The sequence below is a fragment of the Bacillus sp. AC266 genome, assembly GCF_979253805.1.
In genome coordinates, this window is record NZ_CEEDEC010000004.1 from 112,235 (window position 1) to 127,515 (window position 15,281).

The following is a 15,281-nucleotide window of genomic DNA, read 5'->3' on the forward strand; positions in this document are numbered from 1 at the left end:
TATTCACACGTATCTTTGAATAGGTTTAATTTGTTAGAAATTTATAAAATTTTTGCATTATAATAAAACTATTGCCAGTTTTTGAAAAAAGCTTTATTCTCTTCTTGTAATCAAAAATGAATATGGAGATGAAACATACTATGGGTCAACTAGGAGACGCCGATTACGTTCCCGACACCGCCTTTTTATCCTTCCCAGCAGCTAAAACATTTCATTTAGAATTCATCATACAGTTAGTTGTTATTTTTATAGCTTCTATTTTGTATGCAATTTCTATGAATATGTTTTTTATCCCGCATAATATGATTAGCGGTGGGTTCGCTGGTGTAGGGATGATTATCGGTTATTTAATGCACTACAATATCGGAGCACTTATCTTTTTACTAAACATTCCGCTTCTTATTTTAAGTCACTTTTACTTAGGAAAGAAGACAACCTTTTTAACGGCATACTTTGTGGCTGTATCATCTTTAGCGATGAACATTATCCCAGTACACCAAGTTTCAGATGATATTTTGCTGTCTTCTGTATTCGGTGGTGTCATCTGCGGTGCTGCCTCAGGAATCATATTCCGATTTGCTTCTTCAACAGGTGGTTTTGATGTTGTTGGATTGATTGTAGCGAAACATCGCGATGTTTCAATTGGAGCAATCATCTTTGGATTCAACTTAATCTTACTTGTTGCAGCAGGATTTATTTTCGGATGGGATATTACGCTTTATACGTTAATTAGTCGGTTTGTAGTCAGCAAAGTAATTGATGCCGTGCATACAAAACATATTAAATTAACGATAATGACAATTACAGAAAAAGGTGAGGAAATAAAAAGCTCACTATTACATCACGGCATACGTGGCGTAACAATGGTAGATGCTGTCGGCGGCTATACAAACCATAAGAAAAAAATGATTTACACTGTCGTAACTCGCTACGAGTTGGGCGAAATGAAACGTATTATCCGCCAAGTGGATAATAAAGCATTTATGAACATTACTGAAACAGTTGAAATTGTCGGCCGTTTCAAACGTATATAAAAAAGCGCAAGGAACTACAATTCCTTGCGTTTTTTATTTTTTACACTTATTACAAAATCAGATAATTCTATTATTGTATCACTAAATATGTTATAATAAAACTAGACTAACAAAAAAGAGTATATAGACTTGGAAGTTTCTCTTATTTTTATAAGCAAAAAGAAACGAGCAGTCGGGTATATTTCAGACACCATACACGTAACGGTTTAAAAAAACCGATCATCTTAGTTATTCTTCACTGATCTTTTTATAAAAGATACGTACAACTAAAATTCACTTCAATATACTATACCTACCTTTTTGACTTCCAAATCATCTTATTACATAAGGAGATGAACATATGAATCAATATATACGATACACACTAGCTGTCCTATTTGCGATCGTCGGCGGCGTGATCTGTTTCTGGACAAACACAGAGCTTGGAGAGAATATCATTTTTAATGGAATCGAAACCCTTGTAAGCGCTTCAATTTTAGGCGGATACATTTTCTTCCTCTTCAATCCAGAAGAAAATGCTCAAAAAACAATGTTATTAACAATGATCGGAATCGTTGGTGGATGTATTTCCTACTCAATGACAAACTATACATTACCACTTCAATTAAGCTCAGCTTTCTTCCACGGTCTATGGACTTGGTTTATCGCATTCTGCCTAGCAGACGTATTCAATCTATTACAGGACACTGAAGAAGAAAATGGTCGTCAAATTGAAAGTAACTCGTAAGCTGGAAGAAATTCTTCCAGCTTTTTTGTTTACTGTTCTTTCCTGTTCATACCCCATCACCAAAATAAAAAGAAGTTACCTCCACGGCAACTTCTTTCCCATATACCCCACTTAGTATTCAATTAAATATATCAACGATTTTTAAAATATATCGATCGTTTCTCCACTTATATCAGCGATTTTTTCATTATATCGACGGTTCGACACTCAAAACGCACAACATGCCTATCCCCCAAGTAACTTACTGCCGAACTCAACGATTAAAAAGATAATTAATAGGATCGCGAGTATCTTTAATGCTACATACGCCACTTTAAAAACAGCATAAATGAGCAAGACTATCAAAATAATCGATAAAATTTCCATATGTATCTCCTCCTATCTCTTTTATTCTACCTGTACTTCGTTTTTTATGAAATCGAATAAGATGACATATAAAAAAGAGGATACCTCACCCATCGTAAGATACCCTCGCCTGTAGCTGCTCAAACCATTCTCTCTCTACTTGTAAATATCCCATTCCACTCTTCTCAGCACTCTCCAATTCTTTATCAGCTTTCTTCATATAACAGCGGGAAGCTTCCATATCGTCCTCTAAATATTTAATAATTCCTTGTGTACGGTAATATCCGTTTAAATCCATTTTGGTAATGGCCTTTGCATGTTCCTTTGCTTCTTGCAGAGAAAGGCTATCCATCTGATAAAGAGCTTTATATAAAAGATACCAACTATGAAAACTACCAACGAAAAATTTATTTTCCTTCGTTACAGATAGCTGAACAATTTGTTCTATATACGGTATCGCTCTTTCTATTCCCTTTTGATCAGCTCGGGCATAAAAGACGAGCATAAGTCCGCTCATTACCTCTCTTATACTTTTATCCTCTTTTAATTTTTCCTCACTAAGTTCTACTAATCTCTCATCCCAATCTTTCGGTCTTTTATAACTAAATAACTCACTCGATATTTGAATCGTATATAAATGTTGCTTAGCTTTTTCATCATCTTTAATTAAAATGAGAAATTGCATGCCATCACTCAGAAGCGTTCCTTTTATCGGCACGATTGTAACTGTAAAAATCACAAAGTGGAAAACGGAAAAATATAAAAGATATTGATAATAGCTCACCATGTATATGTAACCTGAAGTAATACCGAATAATAAACTCATAATTGGTCCGCCTAAAGTCATCCACGCCCATTTCTTTGAAAGGTTCGGTGTCTCTATAGAAGACGGTACTAACATCACCACACCACCAAAGTACGCCCATAATTTATTTTCTCGAATGCGTAATTTCCCCTTTTCTTTTTGAACAGTGATAGGTCCTACTGTCATAAATTTAAACTTTAAACCGCCTATTAAACCAAATATTACATGCCCTAATTCATGAATAGCCAACACAAGCAATGCAATCCAGAAAAAGGTCCATATTTCTATAATTTGCTGTACTTTTTCTATTCGAATAAATCCGTATAAAGCGGAGCAAACGAAAGCAACGAACATTAAAAAAGCAGGTCTTCTTAAAACGTCCACCGTTTTTCTCCCCTTAATAAATCATTTTTTTATGCATTTCGTACATATATGTTCCAACATGTAATACCCAAACGAACGAAATCATAATGACCATAAAGAAGTCTTTTCCATCTAAAATTGCATACGCAATCGCCGCCAACCACGCACAAGCAAGTGTCATGTTTGTATATTGATATGCCTTATATCCCGCTTCATGAACAATTTGCTTTTGCCCTTCATCTGCATTCTTTGCCCACATTTCCATTGACTGAGAATACGTAACACTCTGTTCTGGATATAGAGCGTTATATCTTTTCCTCATTACAGATCCTAACCAAGTTATAGCAATAAAGCACACTGTAGATACGACAATACTTACACTAACAAAGAGTAAGTTCCCCTCACTTGTATACGTTCTATAAAAAGTGATAACTGAACAAACAAACCATGATGGAATAATAATTTCCATTACTCGAAAATAAATAAGCGATATCCCTAATCTTCGTCCCTTAACATTTTCTTCTTCATCTTTCGTTTGTGCGAGCGCTCTTGTACGCTTCCAAATATAATATATAATCGCTACGCCAAATACACTCATCATAGCAATGCTAATAACAGGAGGTATTTTGCTAGTACCCTCTGTTGCAATATCCCCTACTACATACCCTATAAACCCACCAAAAATTACTCCTACTAACAACTTCAATATAGCCGTCATTTTCCCCTTACCCTTACCCTTCATCTCCATCTTCCCCCTCCACCAACATAAATATCTCCTCCACCGGCGCTCCAAAAATTTGTGCGATTTTTAGCGATAACACAATAGATGGTGCATAATCCCCACGCTCAATTAAACTAATGGTTTGCCGTGATGAGCCAATCGCTTTACCTAACTCCCCTTGTGATAAACGATGCTTTGCTCGAAATTCTCTCACCCGATTTTGAAGCTTCATATTTTACCTCTTTTTCATTTATTTAATTAAAATTGTAAATAATATCCTTATCTTTGTCAATTATAATTGTCATTTTGACTTATATACATGTCAAAAATAAATCTATATTCTCCTAAATATATAACTTAGATAATAGATTTTAATAATCACATACGGAAAAAAATAGAAACGTATTATATACCAGCCACCGGTTACGGTATCGATGGAAAAATAAAAGCAAACTGGAAAATACAATAAAAAAGGCAGTGCTTTTGCACTGCCTCCCTAAAATCTGACATAGAATGGATTCCATATTAACTTGCGTTTTGTAAAAATACTCGTTTTAGTTGCTTGCGGAAACGAACGCTTAACGTAATTGCTACAATGACAATCGCTCCGAAAATGATTTTGCCGATATGATCTCCCAGTAATCCGAAAATATCATGTAAGTTACCACCTAACCAGTAGCCGCCAATTAAGAAGAACGATACCCAGAATAAAGCACCTGAATAAATTGTAATTGCAAAGCGGCGAAACGGTAAGTTAATGATACCTGCAAAGTATCCTGTAAAATGACGTACACCAGGAATGAAGAAGCCAATAAAGATAAGGAAATATCCGTATTTATCGAACCACATTCTCGTTAAATCAATTTTTCTTTGTGTTAAAAATACGTACTTCCCGTATTTTTGAACAAAAGGCATACCAAGCTTATTCCCTAAAAAGTATTGAATCGTCATTCCTACACTTGTCCCAATAAAGGATAGGATAATTAAAATAGGTAAACTTAGATCACCCTTCTGTGCTAAAAACCCCGCATATGCTAATGTTGGCTCTCCCGGAAACGGAAGTGCAATATATTCTAACAGCAGGCCTACAAGTACTACATAATACCCATATTGCTGAAATAATTCATGAACCCATTCCATGTCATCTCCCCTTTCATTCACGTACAACTTGTTACTATTATTGTATAAAAAAATTGTCGAAATAACTATCACAATAGCTTACATTTTTATTACATTTTTGTAAGGCTCATTCTAAAGTTTTTTGTTCTCTATTTACTTATATCTATTAGCATTAAAAAACAAGCTAACAACTATATATCACGCGAAGGAAATCCATTAATATACATTTTTCATCCAGTTTTTAACTCTCGAAAACCACCTTATTTTGTTCTCTATAAAAAACCACCACAAACTCATATGAACTTCATATTAGCTTCATATACGTATTGTAAGATTATATCGGAATTTGTTGAAAAATTTAGCTAATATATGACTAAACATTAAACTGAATAAATATAAATCGCTTTTCGAAATTGAAAAAAGGGTGAATAAGAAATGGAAGCTTATAAAATGCACGATTTTATTAATACGAATGTTGAATCTCATCAAAATGAAACCGTTTTTAATTTACAAATATGTGAAACAAATGAATTTGACGTAAGTTTAACAAAATCTACAACGCTGTCTTTTATCGTTTCAAAAAAGAACATTAAGATCGTCACGAGAAAATGGATTAATTCAAATCAAGAAAGCATGATTGGCAAAAGCTACATCATTCCAACGAAAGCTTTTCACTATTTCTTACCGATTATTTCTGAAACTGAAGATGAACTAAATATTCGAGTTCAAAGTTTTGGACTACATGGTGAGCTTTTATTAAATGAAAGATTACTTATCGATAAAAACAACAAATGTAATACAAAGATTACTACTTTCTTTGAAACATTAGATGAAAATGTCAATCAAGCATTACGAGGATTACAAATTCATTGTATGTAAGACTACTACAATAAGTAAAAGGAGAATATAATGAAAAAACTATTATTAAGTGCGCTATTATCATTAGGATTTTTAACTCTTCCATTCACTACTGCAGAAGCAGCTACGACGAAGGATCAGCTTATCGTAAACACAAAAATAAATAAAATGGATTATTATCAAGATGGAAAATTCATAAAAAGTTTCACTGTCGCTACTGGAAAAGCAGCAACACCAACACCTAAGGGTACTTTTCAAATCGTAAATAAAATTAAAAACCGTCCTTACTATACAGGAAAAATTAAAGGCGGCGATCCACGTAATCCACTTGGGGACCGCTGGCTCGGATTAAATATGGCAGGAACTTACGGAACAACGTATGCGATTCATGGAACTAACAATAATCAAGCAATCGGGAAAGCAACAACACTTGGTTGTATTCGTATGTTTAACAATGATATTCACTGGTTATTTGAGCGCGTTCAGCAGCAAGCTACTGTCACTGTAAATTAGCCTAAGAACAAGATTTATGTGTAGCCAAGAATTTTATGTCTTGGCTTATTTTATTTATTCATTTACAGTAGCAAAACAACTGTATTTACATATATAATAAAAATAGATTGCATTCAACATCATCGTAACATTGATAAACATAGATATTAAAATTATACAGTTATAATATTTTATAAATTTTACAATACATACTATAATAGAACTACTGTAATTCTGAACTATTCAGTGACACTAAACAATCCCCCTTGCTACTTTCATTACTATTTTATAGCGGGGGCTTATTATATGTATAAACAATCTGAGTCATCCAAAAAATGATGAATTCGAATATTGCAGTAAAAAGCGTTATTTAGGAGGTGTTACTATGACGCATATACTGGTGATTGAAGACAACCCAGATATACAAGAACTTATTCGTGAATTTCTAATGGCACAAAACTTTACTGTTGATGTAGTTGGTGCTGGAACAGAAGGCATTCTTCTTTTCCAAAAAAATTCATACGATCTTGTCCTCCTCGATGTAATGTTACCAGATATAGATGGCTATAGTATTTGTAAAATTATGCGAGGACAATCTGATGTACCAATCATTATGTTAACTGGCTTACATAATGAAGAAAGTGAAATTAAAGGATTTGAGTTAGGTATTGATGACTATATTACAAAACCGTTCCATTACACCGTATTTATAAAACGTGTAGAAGCTGTATTAAGAAGGGCAGCAACAAAGGAAGCAGAAGCTGCAACTATACTACAATTCCATGAATTGATGTTAAATTCTACAGCATATGCCGCTTATGTTCATGGTAATCAAATTGAATTGACTACAAAAGAATTTGAAATTATATATACTTTACTGCAAAATCGGGGAAAAGTACTATCAAGAAGTGATTTGTTGAATAAGGTATGGGGCTATGAACATTATGGTGATGTGAGGGTTATAGATACACATATTAAAAACTTACGAAAAAAATTAGAAATTCCTTATATTAAAACGGTGAAAGGCATTGGCTACAAAATCGAATCGTAGCAAAGACAACATCACCAAAAATATATTCATCAAAACCTTATTATTTTGTATTCTGTTATCACTTTGTCTTTATCAAATTATTTATTTTCTAGCCTCAAATTACGATAAAGATCGTTTGAAAGCTTCTGGAACGCAAACTGCGGAACAAGCGGAATCAGACAAACAAAACGACCAAAGTAAAACAAAGCAAAATAAAGCTGTGTCAGAGAGTAGCATCTCTAATTTTCAATCTTCTCAAATAGACATGAAAACACTCTCTACAGCCATCAATCATCTTTTGCAGCCTAGCCAAACTGCAAAAGCAAAAGAACATGCACAAAATATTCCGGGGAAAAGTAACACAACGTCTTCACTTACAGAAGCGGAAAAGCAAGTTACTAACAATGATGCCTTACATACACAAAATGCAGCAAGTAAAGCAAATGATACACATGATAATCCAAAGTTAACAGATGTGTTGCAGCAGTTAGCTCCACATATTGGGGCGACAATGCTTGCATTATCTCTGCTTGGATCTTTAATCTACGCAAAAATAATCGCCAAACCTTTCCGATATATGAGCGATGCTTTAAAAGATATTATGAATCTTGATTTCTCAGATAAAAAGCTACTTAACAAAAATACAGATCAAACAGATTTTAATTTGCAAGTAGCTGCCTCACAAGTACCCACTATTGTGAAAAATTTACATGAAAGCAATCAAGATTTAAGAAATGAACTCAAGAAGGAACAACAGTTAGAACAATCTCGTAAAGAATTTATGTCTATGATATCCCATGAATTAAAAACACCAATCGCAGCCGTTATGGGACAACTCGATGGCATGATTCACGGAATTGGCGCTTATAAAGATAGAGATAAATATTTAAAACGTTCATATGAGATGATGCAAGATATTAACATATTAACGGAAAAAGTGTCAGAATTATCCAAAATACAAAACCCTCAATTTAAACCAAATTTAAAAGTTATCTCATTAACTAATATTATTGAGGACGTTATAAAGAAAGTAGATTATTTTGTATCTGTAAAACAATTAAATGTTCAATCTAACATTAAACAAGATGCACAAATTTTAGCTGATCCTAAATTTATGCAAACTGCTATTTTTAACATTATTTCAAATGCAATTCATTATACAATTGACCATCAGCATGTATATATAAAACTTTATGAAAAGCCAAACGGTTACGCATTAGAAGTATTAAATACAGGTTCTCAAATTGATGAAGATAAACTTGCCCATTTATTTGAACCATTCTATCGCGCAAATCCTGACAAACATGGCTTAGTACAAGGTAGTGGTCTTGGGTTATATATTGTAAAACAAATATTAGATAAACATCAGTTTCCTTATGGAATACAAAACACACCTCAAGGTGTAAAATGCTCCATTGTATTCCCAAAAGCAATGTAAAACCTACTCTAATTTCATACCCCAAATTCATACTTCGTATGAATGGCGGAATTTTGTAGAGTATCTTACTCTGTTTCGTTCGCCCGTTATCCTTATTTGGATAGCGGGCGTTTTTTATTATTTAAAAGGAGGATTTTTATGGAGAAGTTTAAGTATTCATTACTAGTTTTATTCGGCGCTTGTAGCTACGGCGTACTTTCAACTATTTTTAAACTCGGATTCATCGACGGATTTTCCGCACACCAACTACTAGGAGGGCAATATGTCTTCGGATGGATTGGACTACTTTTACTCGTTCTGTTCTTTTCACGTCATAAAGTATCAAAAAAACAATTCTTTTCGTTACTAACAGTCGGCACAACAATGAGTATGACAGGTATTTTCTATGCTATTTCCGTAGAAGAATTGCCAGCCTCTATCGCTGTCGTTTTACTCTTTCAGTTCACTTGGATTGGTGTAGTCATCGAAGCGATTGCCAACCGGACATTCCCAAGCCGTGAGAAAGTTATATCTATTATTATTTTATTTACTGGTACATTGTTTGCTGGTGGAGTATTTGAAGGTCTTGGACAAAACTTTTCTACGAAAGGTATTATTTTCGGACTATTAGCTGCCGTCTCTTTCTCATTCTATGTATTTGTAAGCGGGCGCGTTGCTACAGATGTTCCGCCTTATACGAAAAGCTTTCTTATGACAACGAGTGCTACTCTTATTGTATGCTTATTTTTCCCGCCTACCTTTTTAACGGACGGTGCTTTACAAGCAGGCCTATGGAAATATGCTTTCTTCCTTGGACTGTTCGGGGTTATTATACCTGTCATTTGTTTTTCAATTGGGGTACCAAAAGTCGGAACGGGACTTGGTACAATATTAGGTGCAGCTGAATTACCAACAGCAATTATCGCTTCTATTACACTTGTTCATGAAGTTGTATCGCCAATGCAGTGGATTGGTATTGTGGTTATATTACTCGGTATTTTCACACCACAACTACTTACTGCTAGGAAAGAAAAAAAACATAATCGTGTTCATAGTGCGTGACAACATCAACTTGTATATAAATGTGAATAAAGTTACTATATGTTAAACTTTATTACTACCTTCAAAATAACATATGATATTGCGGCTATTATTCTCGTAATCCTTGCTGTGCTTTTCTTTTTGAAAGATAAGAAAGAGGGTTATACAGCATAACAAAAGACCTTTCATTTATTTGAAAGGTCTTTTCCTTATATTTCACTTTACCGCTCCATATAACTTCTCTACCTCATGTTCAATTTGTTTTACATCGATTCGCTCAAATAATGGCTGCACATTATCAATTCGGTTTGGCAACGTATTTTGAGGTTCCCAATTTACTTTAACACTCGATAATGTATTTCTAACTCTTTCACTTGAAAACGGTAAAAATGGTTCCAGCAGTTGTGCAAAGTTTGCTATTAGGTAAACACAATTATAAATTGTTTCCTCACATGAAACTGGGTCGTCTTCTCTTTGTTTCCAAGGCTGCTTTTCATCAAAGTATTTATTTGCAAAGCGCACTGCATCAAATATTGTTTCTAGTGCCACCTTAAATTTAGTTTGTTCAATCGCCTCTCCTACACTTTTATATAATCCTTCTACTTTATCTTTCAGCTCTACATCAATACTTCCCTTCGGTACAGTACCACCATAATATTTTTCAATAAACTTTAATGTCCGGTTCACAAAGTTCCCATATGCACCTAACAATTCACTATTATGACTGTAAATGAATTCACGCCATGAAAAATCAGTATCACGATTTTCTGGTGCGTTAACTGTTAAAAAGTAACGAATAGAATCTGGATTATAGCGTTCTAATATGTCAGGCACCCATACTGCCCAGTTTTTACTTGTCGATAATTTTCTTTTTTCAACTGTTAAATATTCATTCGAAACGATATGATGCGGGATTGCTTCTTCTCCTATTCCAAGTAATACCGCTGGCCAAATGATTGAATGAAACGGAATATTATCCTTACCATGTACATAATATGTTTTCGCTTCTTTATCCCAAAACTCTTGATCATCTTTCCCTGTTTCTTCAACCCAGTGTTTACTCGCCGAATAATATCCTGTCACTGCTTCAATCCATACGTAAATTTTCTTATCTTCATATCCTGCCACTGGAATTGGTACCCCAATTGGTAAATCACGTGACACTGCCCTATCTTGTAATCCTTCCTTTAAATATCTCTCTGTTAATTGAATTGCATTGTCGCGCCATGTTCCTTTCTGCTTTGCAATTTCTACGGCCTCTTTAATTTGCTGCTGAAATTTATGCAATGCAAAATAGAAATGCTCTGTTTCCTGTACTGATGGCGTACTACCACATAACTTACATTTCTTTTCTAACAAATCGAGTGGATCTAAAATAGCGGAACAAGCATCACATTGATCGCCCCTTGCTGCTTCATGACAATGCGGACAAATACCTTCTACATATCGATCCGGTAAAAATTGCGTACACGTTTCGCAATAAGCTTGTTCAACTACTTTTTTATAAATATAACCTTCTTCTAATAGTCGCAAAAAGACTTTTTGAACAGTTTCATGATGATGCTCGCTATCTGTACGTGTATAGCAATCATAAGTAAAACCAAGGCTACGAAAACATCGCTCAAACTCTTCGTGATACTTATCAGCAATTTCTTTCACCATCACACCGTCTTGCTTTGCTCTAATTGTAATCGGTGTTCCATTACAATCACTTCCTGAAACATACAACACATGCTCACCTTTTGCCCTGTAATAACGTGCTAAAATATCTCCTGGTAACAAACTAGCAATGTGTCCAAGGTGTAACGAACCATTTGCATACGGCCAAGCGCCTCCAATAAAAATACTCATCTTATATTCCTCCTTTAAAATATAAAAAGCCCCGCCCTTATCTTAAAAAAGATAAGGGCGGGGCTGTATAAACAGTCGCGGTACCACCTTATTTCGTCAGTCATTCGCATAACTAACCTTAACAAGTACGGAGCAATTCATGCTCGTATACTGTGGTTTTGATAACGAGTACCAACTCTCGTCGCCTCCTACTATTATCATTTGATAAGTTCAGGACGAAGCTCAAAGGCCATTGTTCAAATGAATATTCTTGCTTCTTCTCAGCTACCGAAGCTCTCTGGACAGAATGATTTCATTCTACTTTTCCTTTTCAACGCTTTTATGTATAAAACGTATTTTACGACTTAACAACAGAAAAATCAAACTTTTATTCAAAAAAACAGGAAATTCTACTCATTCAACGAATAACTATACGTTCACAAAAGGAGTGATAAAATTGAATCAAAAACAACTAAGTACTATTAATGAAAAAAGTTGGAACGCAGCTGCTTATGAAGCTTGGACAAATCGCCACGGGGCGCCAGAGGATTATGCGAAAAAGCTCATGGAAGATCCCGTGCGCGAGGTAAATCATTATTTACCTTACATACAATCTCCAAAAGGAAAGCGTATTATTAATTTACTCGGATCAAAAGGAAATAAAGCAGTTGCTCTTGCTCTTTTAGGAGCCGATGTAACAGTTGTAGACATTTCAGCAAGTAATGAAAAATACGCAACCGAACTAGCCGAAGCTGCTGGTGTCTCTATTCAATATATCATTTCCGATGTACTAGATTTAAATCTATCCCAATCATTTGATATCGTGTTACTGGAACTTGGCGTGCTCCATTACTTTTTAGACTTAAAGCCACTCTTTCATATAATCTCTCACTTACTAAAACAAGATGGGACCTTTATACTACGTGACTATCATCCCGTTTATACAAAATTATTAGGAGTAGATCATCCATCATTTCGAGCAAATGGAAATTATTTCGACGAGGAACTTATTGAAGGTGACGTAGCTTATAGTACTCTCCTTACGGGATCACAGAAATACGCTTTACCGAAAACAAAAATTAGGCGCTGGACACTAGGAGAAATCATTACATCAATGGCAGAAACAAATTTCAAGGTTGAAAAATTGATTGAAGAACACGGATCTCATCAAAAGTGGGTTTTTCCTTCTACTGCACCAGAGGGCATTGAAGAGCGTATACCTGGTCTATATACATTAATTGCGACAACATGCAAAAAAGGATCCCTTCACGGATAGGATCCTTTTTTTGCATGCTTACGCATATAAGTTGAGGTTGGAGATTACCATAATTCTGTAGAATAGGACACAAGATATTTCAACATTCGTCTCTGACTTACGTCGTCAAAAAGGGGTATGACCAACATAACGAAGAGTAATGTTTAGTTGATAGTGATAATCGTTATCAACTAATTAGAAGTATACAGGATGTTATTTCAAATTACAATACCATTTCTGATTTTTATTTATGAATTTTTTGATATACAAATGTATACATTTTAAGAACATTTACTCACATTAATCTGCCATATTCCATTATCTGCTATAATTTTCATTGAACAGATTAATAACTTCTTAATTATGTTTTTATTAGTTTCGTTCTCAATATTTATAAATTACAATAAATAGTTTTTTCAAAAAAGGTAGGGGTAACAATGAAATATGTTAGCATTCGAAAAAAACTACTGTTCACACTCTTAAGCATTTCTTCCTTATTTAGCATTGCTCTTATTGTCATTCTTTCATTCGCGATGAATCAAGCAAGTGAAATCGAAACATTAAAGAATGATGTATCGAAAAGAGCAACGATTTTAAAAGAACGTGGCGATTGGTTCCAAGCGCAGGTCGCTGGTTTACAAGAATATTTACTATCACATGATCAAAAAGGATTGGATAAATTCAACCGGGAAGGAAAAAAACTAGCTGATACTAGGGAGAAAGTAACAAGTGATAAAAAACTCCCAGAAGGAATGAAAGAGGCCATTTTAATGGGAGCAAAATGGCGCAGCGTCGTAGATAATGAAGTCCTCCCTCTTGCACGGGAAGGAAAATGGGATGAAGCATCCAAAATTGCTCTTGCTCAAACAGATTATGTAAATGATCTTTTAAGTCGTTTTACTAAATATGCAAATGAAGAAAATGACAAACGGGACGTATTAATTGCTGACGTAGAGTCTTCTTCATCCCTTATTCAATATATTATTTTCTTCTCACTCATTACATGTACATTAACGTCTATTCTATTGGCATGGTGGTTCTCTGGTAAACTCGTTAAACCGATTCGACAAATTGATGCGAAGTTAAAAGAATTAGCTTCTCAAGATGGCGATTTAACCGCTAGATTACACGTAACGAGTAAAGATGAAATTGGTGACATCGCAAATTCCTTTAATCAAATGCTTGCTAACTTCCAGCGTATAATAAAGCAAGTTCAACAAACATCAACAAGTGTAAAAGAAGCTTCTGAAAATGTGTTTATCGAAACAACTGCTTCTATGGAAAATACCGCAAAAACTAAAGAGACTATGAATGCTCTTGAGCACAATATTCGTTCACAAGTTTCTAGCATTGAAGAAAGTTCAACCGCAATGGATGATATGGCAACGAGTGTTCAGCGCATTGCACAAGCTGCCTCTTCTGCCGCTAGCCTAGCTGTTACAACTTCTGAAAAAGCAGATGATGGAAATAAAGTCATTGAAAAATCTATTACACAAATGCATACAATTAACGAAGCTGTTAACGCTACATCACAAGTGGTAGAGCGACTCATTACACATACGAATCATATTGATACTGCACTTCAATCTATTTCTAATATTGCCGAGCAGACGAATTTGCTCGCTTTAAATGCTTCTATTGAAGCGGCCCGTGCTGGTGAACACGGAAAAGGATTCGCTGTTGTTGCCGATGAAGTACGAAAACTTGCTGAACAATCTCAGCTAGCAGCAAATGACATTAACCATTTACTTCATCAAATTCAAGCGGACACAAAAATAGCAAATGACATGATGACACAAGGTCAGTCAGAAGCTTCTGAAGGAATTACAGTCATTCGTACCGCTGGATCTTCATTCTCAGAAATTGTTAATCACATTAACAATTTCTCTACACAAATACAAGAAATGTCTGCAACTGCTGAAGAAATGGCCGCAAGTTCTGAAGAAATGAATGCAGCTTTAAATAATATCGCTTCTATTTCAAATGAAGTTGCTGCCGAAACATCGAAAACAGCAACTTCAGCTGGTGACCAAGTAAACAAAATGAGTGTCGTTGCTAAAAAATCATCAGAAATGAAAACAATTGTGCAAGAACTTGAAGTGCTCGTTTCTCATTTCAAAACAAATAGTTAAAATGAAAATTTCATTTATACTTCTACGAACTCTAAATTGTTAGAAAGAGCAATTTAGAGTCTCTCTTTTTTCACGCTAAAATATCTCTTTCTATCTCCCATTCTGTCTGCTA

The 15,281-nt window shown here is 34.7% G+C and carries 15 protein-coding genes and 1 other annotated feature; of the genes, 9 read left to right on the top strand and 6 right to left on the bottom strand.

Going from position 1 to position 15,281, the window contains the following annotated elements:
- Positions 1-140: 140 nt before the first annotated feature.
- Together AC0IXC_RS17650 and AC0IXC_RS17655 are read left to right on the top strand one after the other, a co-directional pair.
- Complete coding sequence (locus AC0IXC_RS17650; RefSeq protein WP_000530031.1) at positions 141-1,034, top strand: YitT family protein; 894 nt, start codon at positions 141-143, stop codon at positions 1,032-1,034.
- A gap of 340 nt (positions 1,035-1,374) precedes the next feature.
- Positions 1,375-1,761, top strand: coding sequence for a DUF3938 domain-containing protein (locus AC0IXC_RS17655; protein ID WP_002034640.1), 387 nt, complete (start codon positions 1,375-1,377; stop codon positions 1,759-1,761).
- A 225-nt stretch (positions 1,762-1,986) separates the two neighbouring features.
- On the opposite strand, the gene AC0IXC_RS17660 is transcribed toward AC0IXC_RS17655, so the two are convergent.
- From AC0IXC_RS17660 to AC0IXC_RS17680, 5 genes are all read right to left on the bottom strand, one after another.
- The gene (locus tag AC0IXC_RS17660; protein WP_000404757.1) at positions 1,987-2,127 is read right to left on the bottom strand and encodes a DUF3985 family protein; all 141 of its coding nucleotides are present in this window, start codon (positions 2,125-2,127) and stop codon (positions 1,987-1,989) included.
- Positions 2,128-2,212: 85 nt separating this feature from the next.
- Complete coding sequence (locus AC0IXC_RS17665; protein WP_471653090.1) at positions 2,213-3,295, bottom strand: site-2 protease family protein; 1,083 nt, start codon at positions 3,293-3,295, stop codon at positions 2,213-2,215.
- 13 nt (positions 3,296-3,308) lie between these two features.
- Positions 3,309-4,022: a DUF3169 family protein gene (locus AC0IXC_RS17670; protein WP_471653091.1), complete on the bottom strand. Its 714-nt coding sequence runs from the start codon at positions 4,020-4,022 to the stop codon at positions 3,309-3,311.
- Positions 4,006-4,227, bottom strand: a complete 222-nt coding sequence (locus AC0IXC_RS17675; RefSeq protein WP_000776148.1) for a helix-turn-helix transcriptional regulator — start codon at positions 4,225-4,227, stop codon at positions 4,006-4,008. The genes AC0IXC_RS17670 and AC0IXC_RS17675 overlap by 17 nt, the downstream gene beginning before the upstream one ends.
- Positions 4,228-4,520: 293 nt before the next feature.
- Positions 4,521-5,135 carry a DedA family protein gene (locus AC0IXC_RS17680; RefSeq protein ID WP_002129815.1) on the bottom strand — a complete coding sequence of 205 codons (615 nt, stop codon included), beginning with the start codon at positions 5,133-5,135 and terminating at the stop codon, positions 4,521-4,523.
- Between the two features lie 414 nt (positions 5,136-5,549).
- On the opposite strand from AC0IXC_RS17680, the gene AC0IXC_RS17685 reads away from it, so the two are divergent.
- From AC0IXC_RS17685 to AC0IXC_RS17705, 5 genes are all read left to right on the top strand, one after another.
- Positions 5,550-5,993, top strand: coding sequence for a DUF3978 family protein (locus AC0IXC_RS17685; RefSeq protein WP_471653092.1), 444 nt, complete (start codon positions 5,550-5,552; stop codon positions 5,991-5,993).
- Positions 5,994-6,023: 30 nt separating this feature from the next.
- Positions 6,024-6,485, top strand: coding sequence for a L,D-transpeptidase (locus AC0IXC_RS17690; RefSeq protein WP_002015973.1), 462 nt, complete (start codon positions 6,024-6,026; stop codon positions 6,483-6,485).
- Between the two features lie 364 nt (positions 6,486-6,849).
- Positions 6,850-7,515, top strand: a complete 666-nt coding sequence (locus AC0IXC_RS17695; RefSeq protein WP_000148832.1) for a response regulator transcription factor — start codon at positions 6,850-6,852, stop codon at positions 7,513-7,515.
- Complete coding sequence (locus AC0IXC_RS17700) at positions 7,493-8,932, top strand: sensor histidine kinase (protein ID WP_002139246.1); 1,440 nt, start codon at positions 7,493-7,495, stop codon at positions 8,930-8,932. Before AC0IXC_RS17695 ends, AC0IXC_RS17700 begins: the two co-directional genes overlap by 23 nt.
- A 138-nt stretch (positions 8,933-9,070) precedes the next feature.
- The gene (locus AC0IXC_RS17705; RefSeq protein WP_002015976.1) at positions 9,071-9,973 is read left to right on the top strand and encodes an EamA family transporter; all 903 of its coding nucleotides are present in this window, start codon (positions 9,071-9,073) and stop codon (positions 9,971-9,973) included.
- Positions 9,974-10,168: 195 nt separating this feature from the next.
- On the opposite strand, the gene metG is transcribed toward AC0IXC_RS17705, so the two are convergent.
- Positions 10,169-11,803, bottom strand: coding sequence for a methionine--tRNA ligase (gene metG, locus AC0IXC_RS17710; protein ID WP_471653093.1), 1,635 nt, complete (start codon positions 11,801-11,803; stop codon positions 10,169-10,171).
- A 50-nt stretch (positions 11,804-11,853) separates the two neighbouring features.
- Positions 11,854-12,126: a binding site (T-box leader), on the bottom strand.
- A 113-nt stretch (positions 12,127-12,239) separates the two neighbouring features.
- Here metG and AC0IXC_RS17715 point away from each other — a divergent pair.
- Together AC0IXC_RS17715 and AC0IXC_RS17720 are read left to right on the top strand one after the other, a co-directional pair.
- Positions 12,240-13,058 carry a class I SAM-dependent methyltransferase gene (locus tag AC0IXC_RS17715; RefSeq protein WP_471653094.1) on the top strand — a complete coding sequence of 273 codons (819 nt, stop codon included), beginning with the start codon at positions 12,240-12,242 and terminating at the stop codon, positions 13,056-13,058.
- A 416-nt stretch (positions 13,059-13,474) separates the two neighbouring features.
- The gene (locus AC0IXC_RS17720) at positions 13,475-15,169 is read left to right on the top strand and encodes a methyl-accepting chemotaxis protein (RefSeq protein ID WP_471653095.1); all 1,695 of its coding nucleotides are present in this window, start codon (positions 13,475-13,477) and stop codon (positions 15,167-15,169) included.
- Positions 15,170-15,281 lie beyond the last annotated feature (112 nt).

Excerpts from the sequence above, each read along its gene's own strand:
- AC0IXC_RS17650 (WP_000530031.1), top strand. The coding sequence starts at position 141 with ATGGGTCAACTAGGAGACGCCGATTACGTTCCCGACACCGCCTTTTTA.
- AC0IXC_RS17655 (WP_002034640.1), top strand. The coding sequence starts at position 1,375 with ATGAATCAATATATACGATACACACTAGCTGTCCTATTTGCGATCGTC.
- AC0IXC_RS17660 (WP_000404757.1), bottom strand. The coding sequence starts at position 2,127 with ATGGAAATTTTATCGATTATTTTGATAGTCTTGCTCATTTATGCTGTT.
- AC0IXC_RS17670 (WP_471653091.1), bottom strand. The coding sequence starts at position 4,022 with ATGGAGATGAAGGGTAAGGGTAAGGGGAAAATGACGGCTATATTGAAG.
- AC0IXC_RS17675 (WP_000776148.1), bottom strand. The coding sequence starts at position 4,227 with ATGAAGCTTCAAAATCGGGTGAGAGAATTTCGAGCAAAGCATCGTTTA.
- AC0IXC_RS17680 (WP_002129815.1), bottom strand. The coding sequence starts at position 5,135 with ATGGAATGGGTTCATGAATTATTTCAGCAATATGGGTATTATGTAGTA.
- AC0IXC_RS17685 (WP_471653092.1), top strand. The coding sequence starts at position 5,550 with ATGGAAGCTTATAAAATGCACGATTTTATTAATACGAATGTTGAATCT.
- AC0IXC_RS17690 (WP_002015973.1), top strand. The coding sequence starts at position 6,024 with ATGAAAAAACTATTATTAAGTGCGCTATTATCATTAGGATTTTTAACT.
- AC0IXC_RS17695 (WP_000148832.1), top strand. The coding sequence starts at position 6,850 with ATGACGCATATACTGGTGATTGAAGACAACCCAGATATACAAGAACTT.
- AC0IXC_RS17705 (WP_002015976.1), top strand. The coding sequence starts at position 9,071 with ATGGAGAAGTTTAAGTATTCATTACTAGTTTTATTCGGCGCTTGTAGC.
- metG (WP_471653093.1), bottom strand. The coding sequence starts at position 11,803 with ATGAGTATTTTTATTGGAGGCGCTTGGCCGTATGCAAATGGTTCGTTA.
- AC0IXC_RS17720 (WP_471653095.1), top strand. The coding sequence starts at position 13,475 with ATGAAATATGTTAGCATTCGAAAAAAACTACTGTTCACACTCTTAAGC.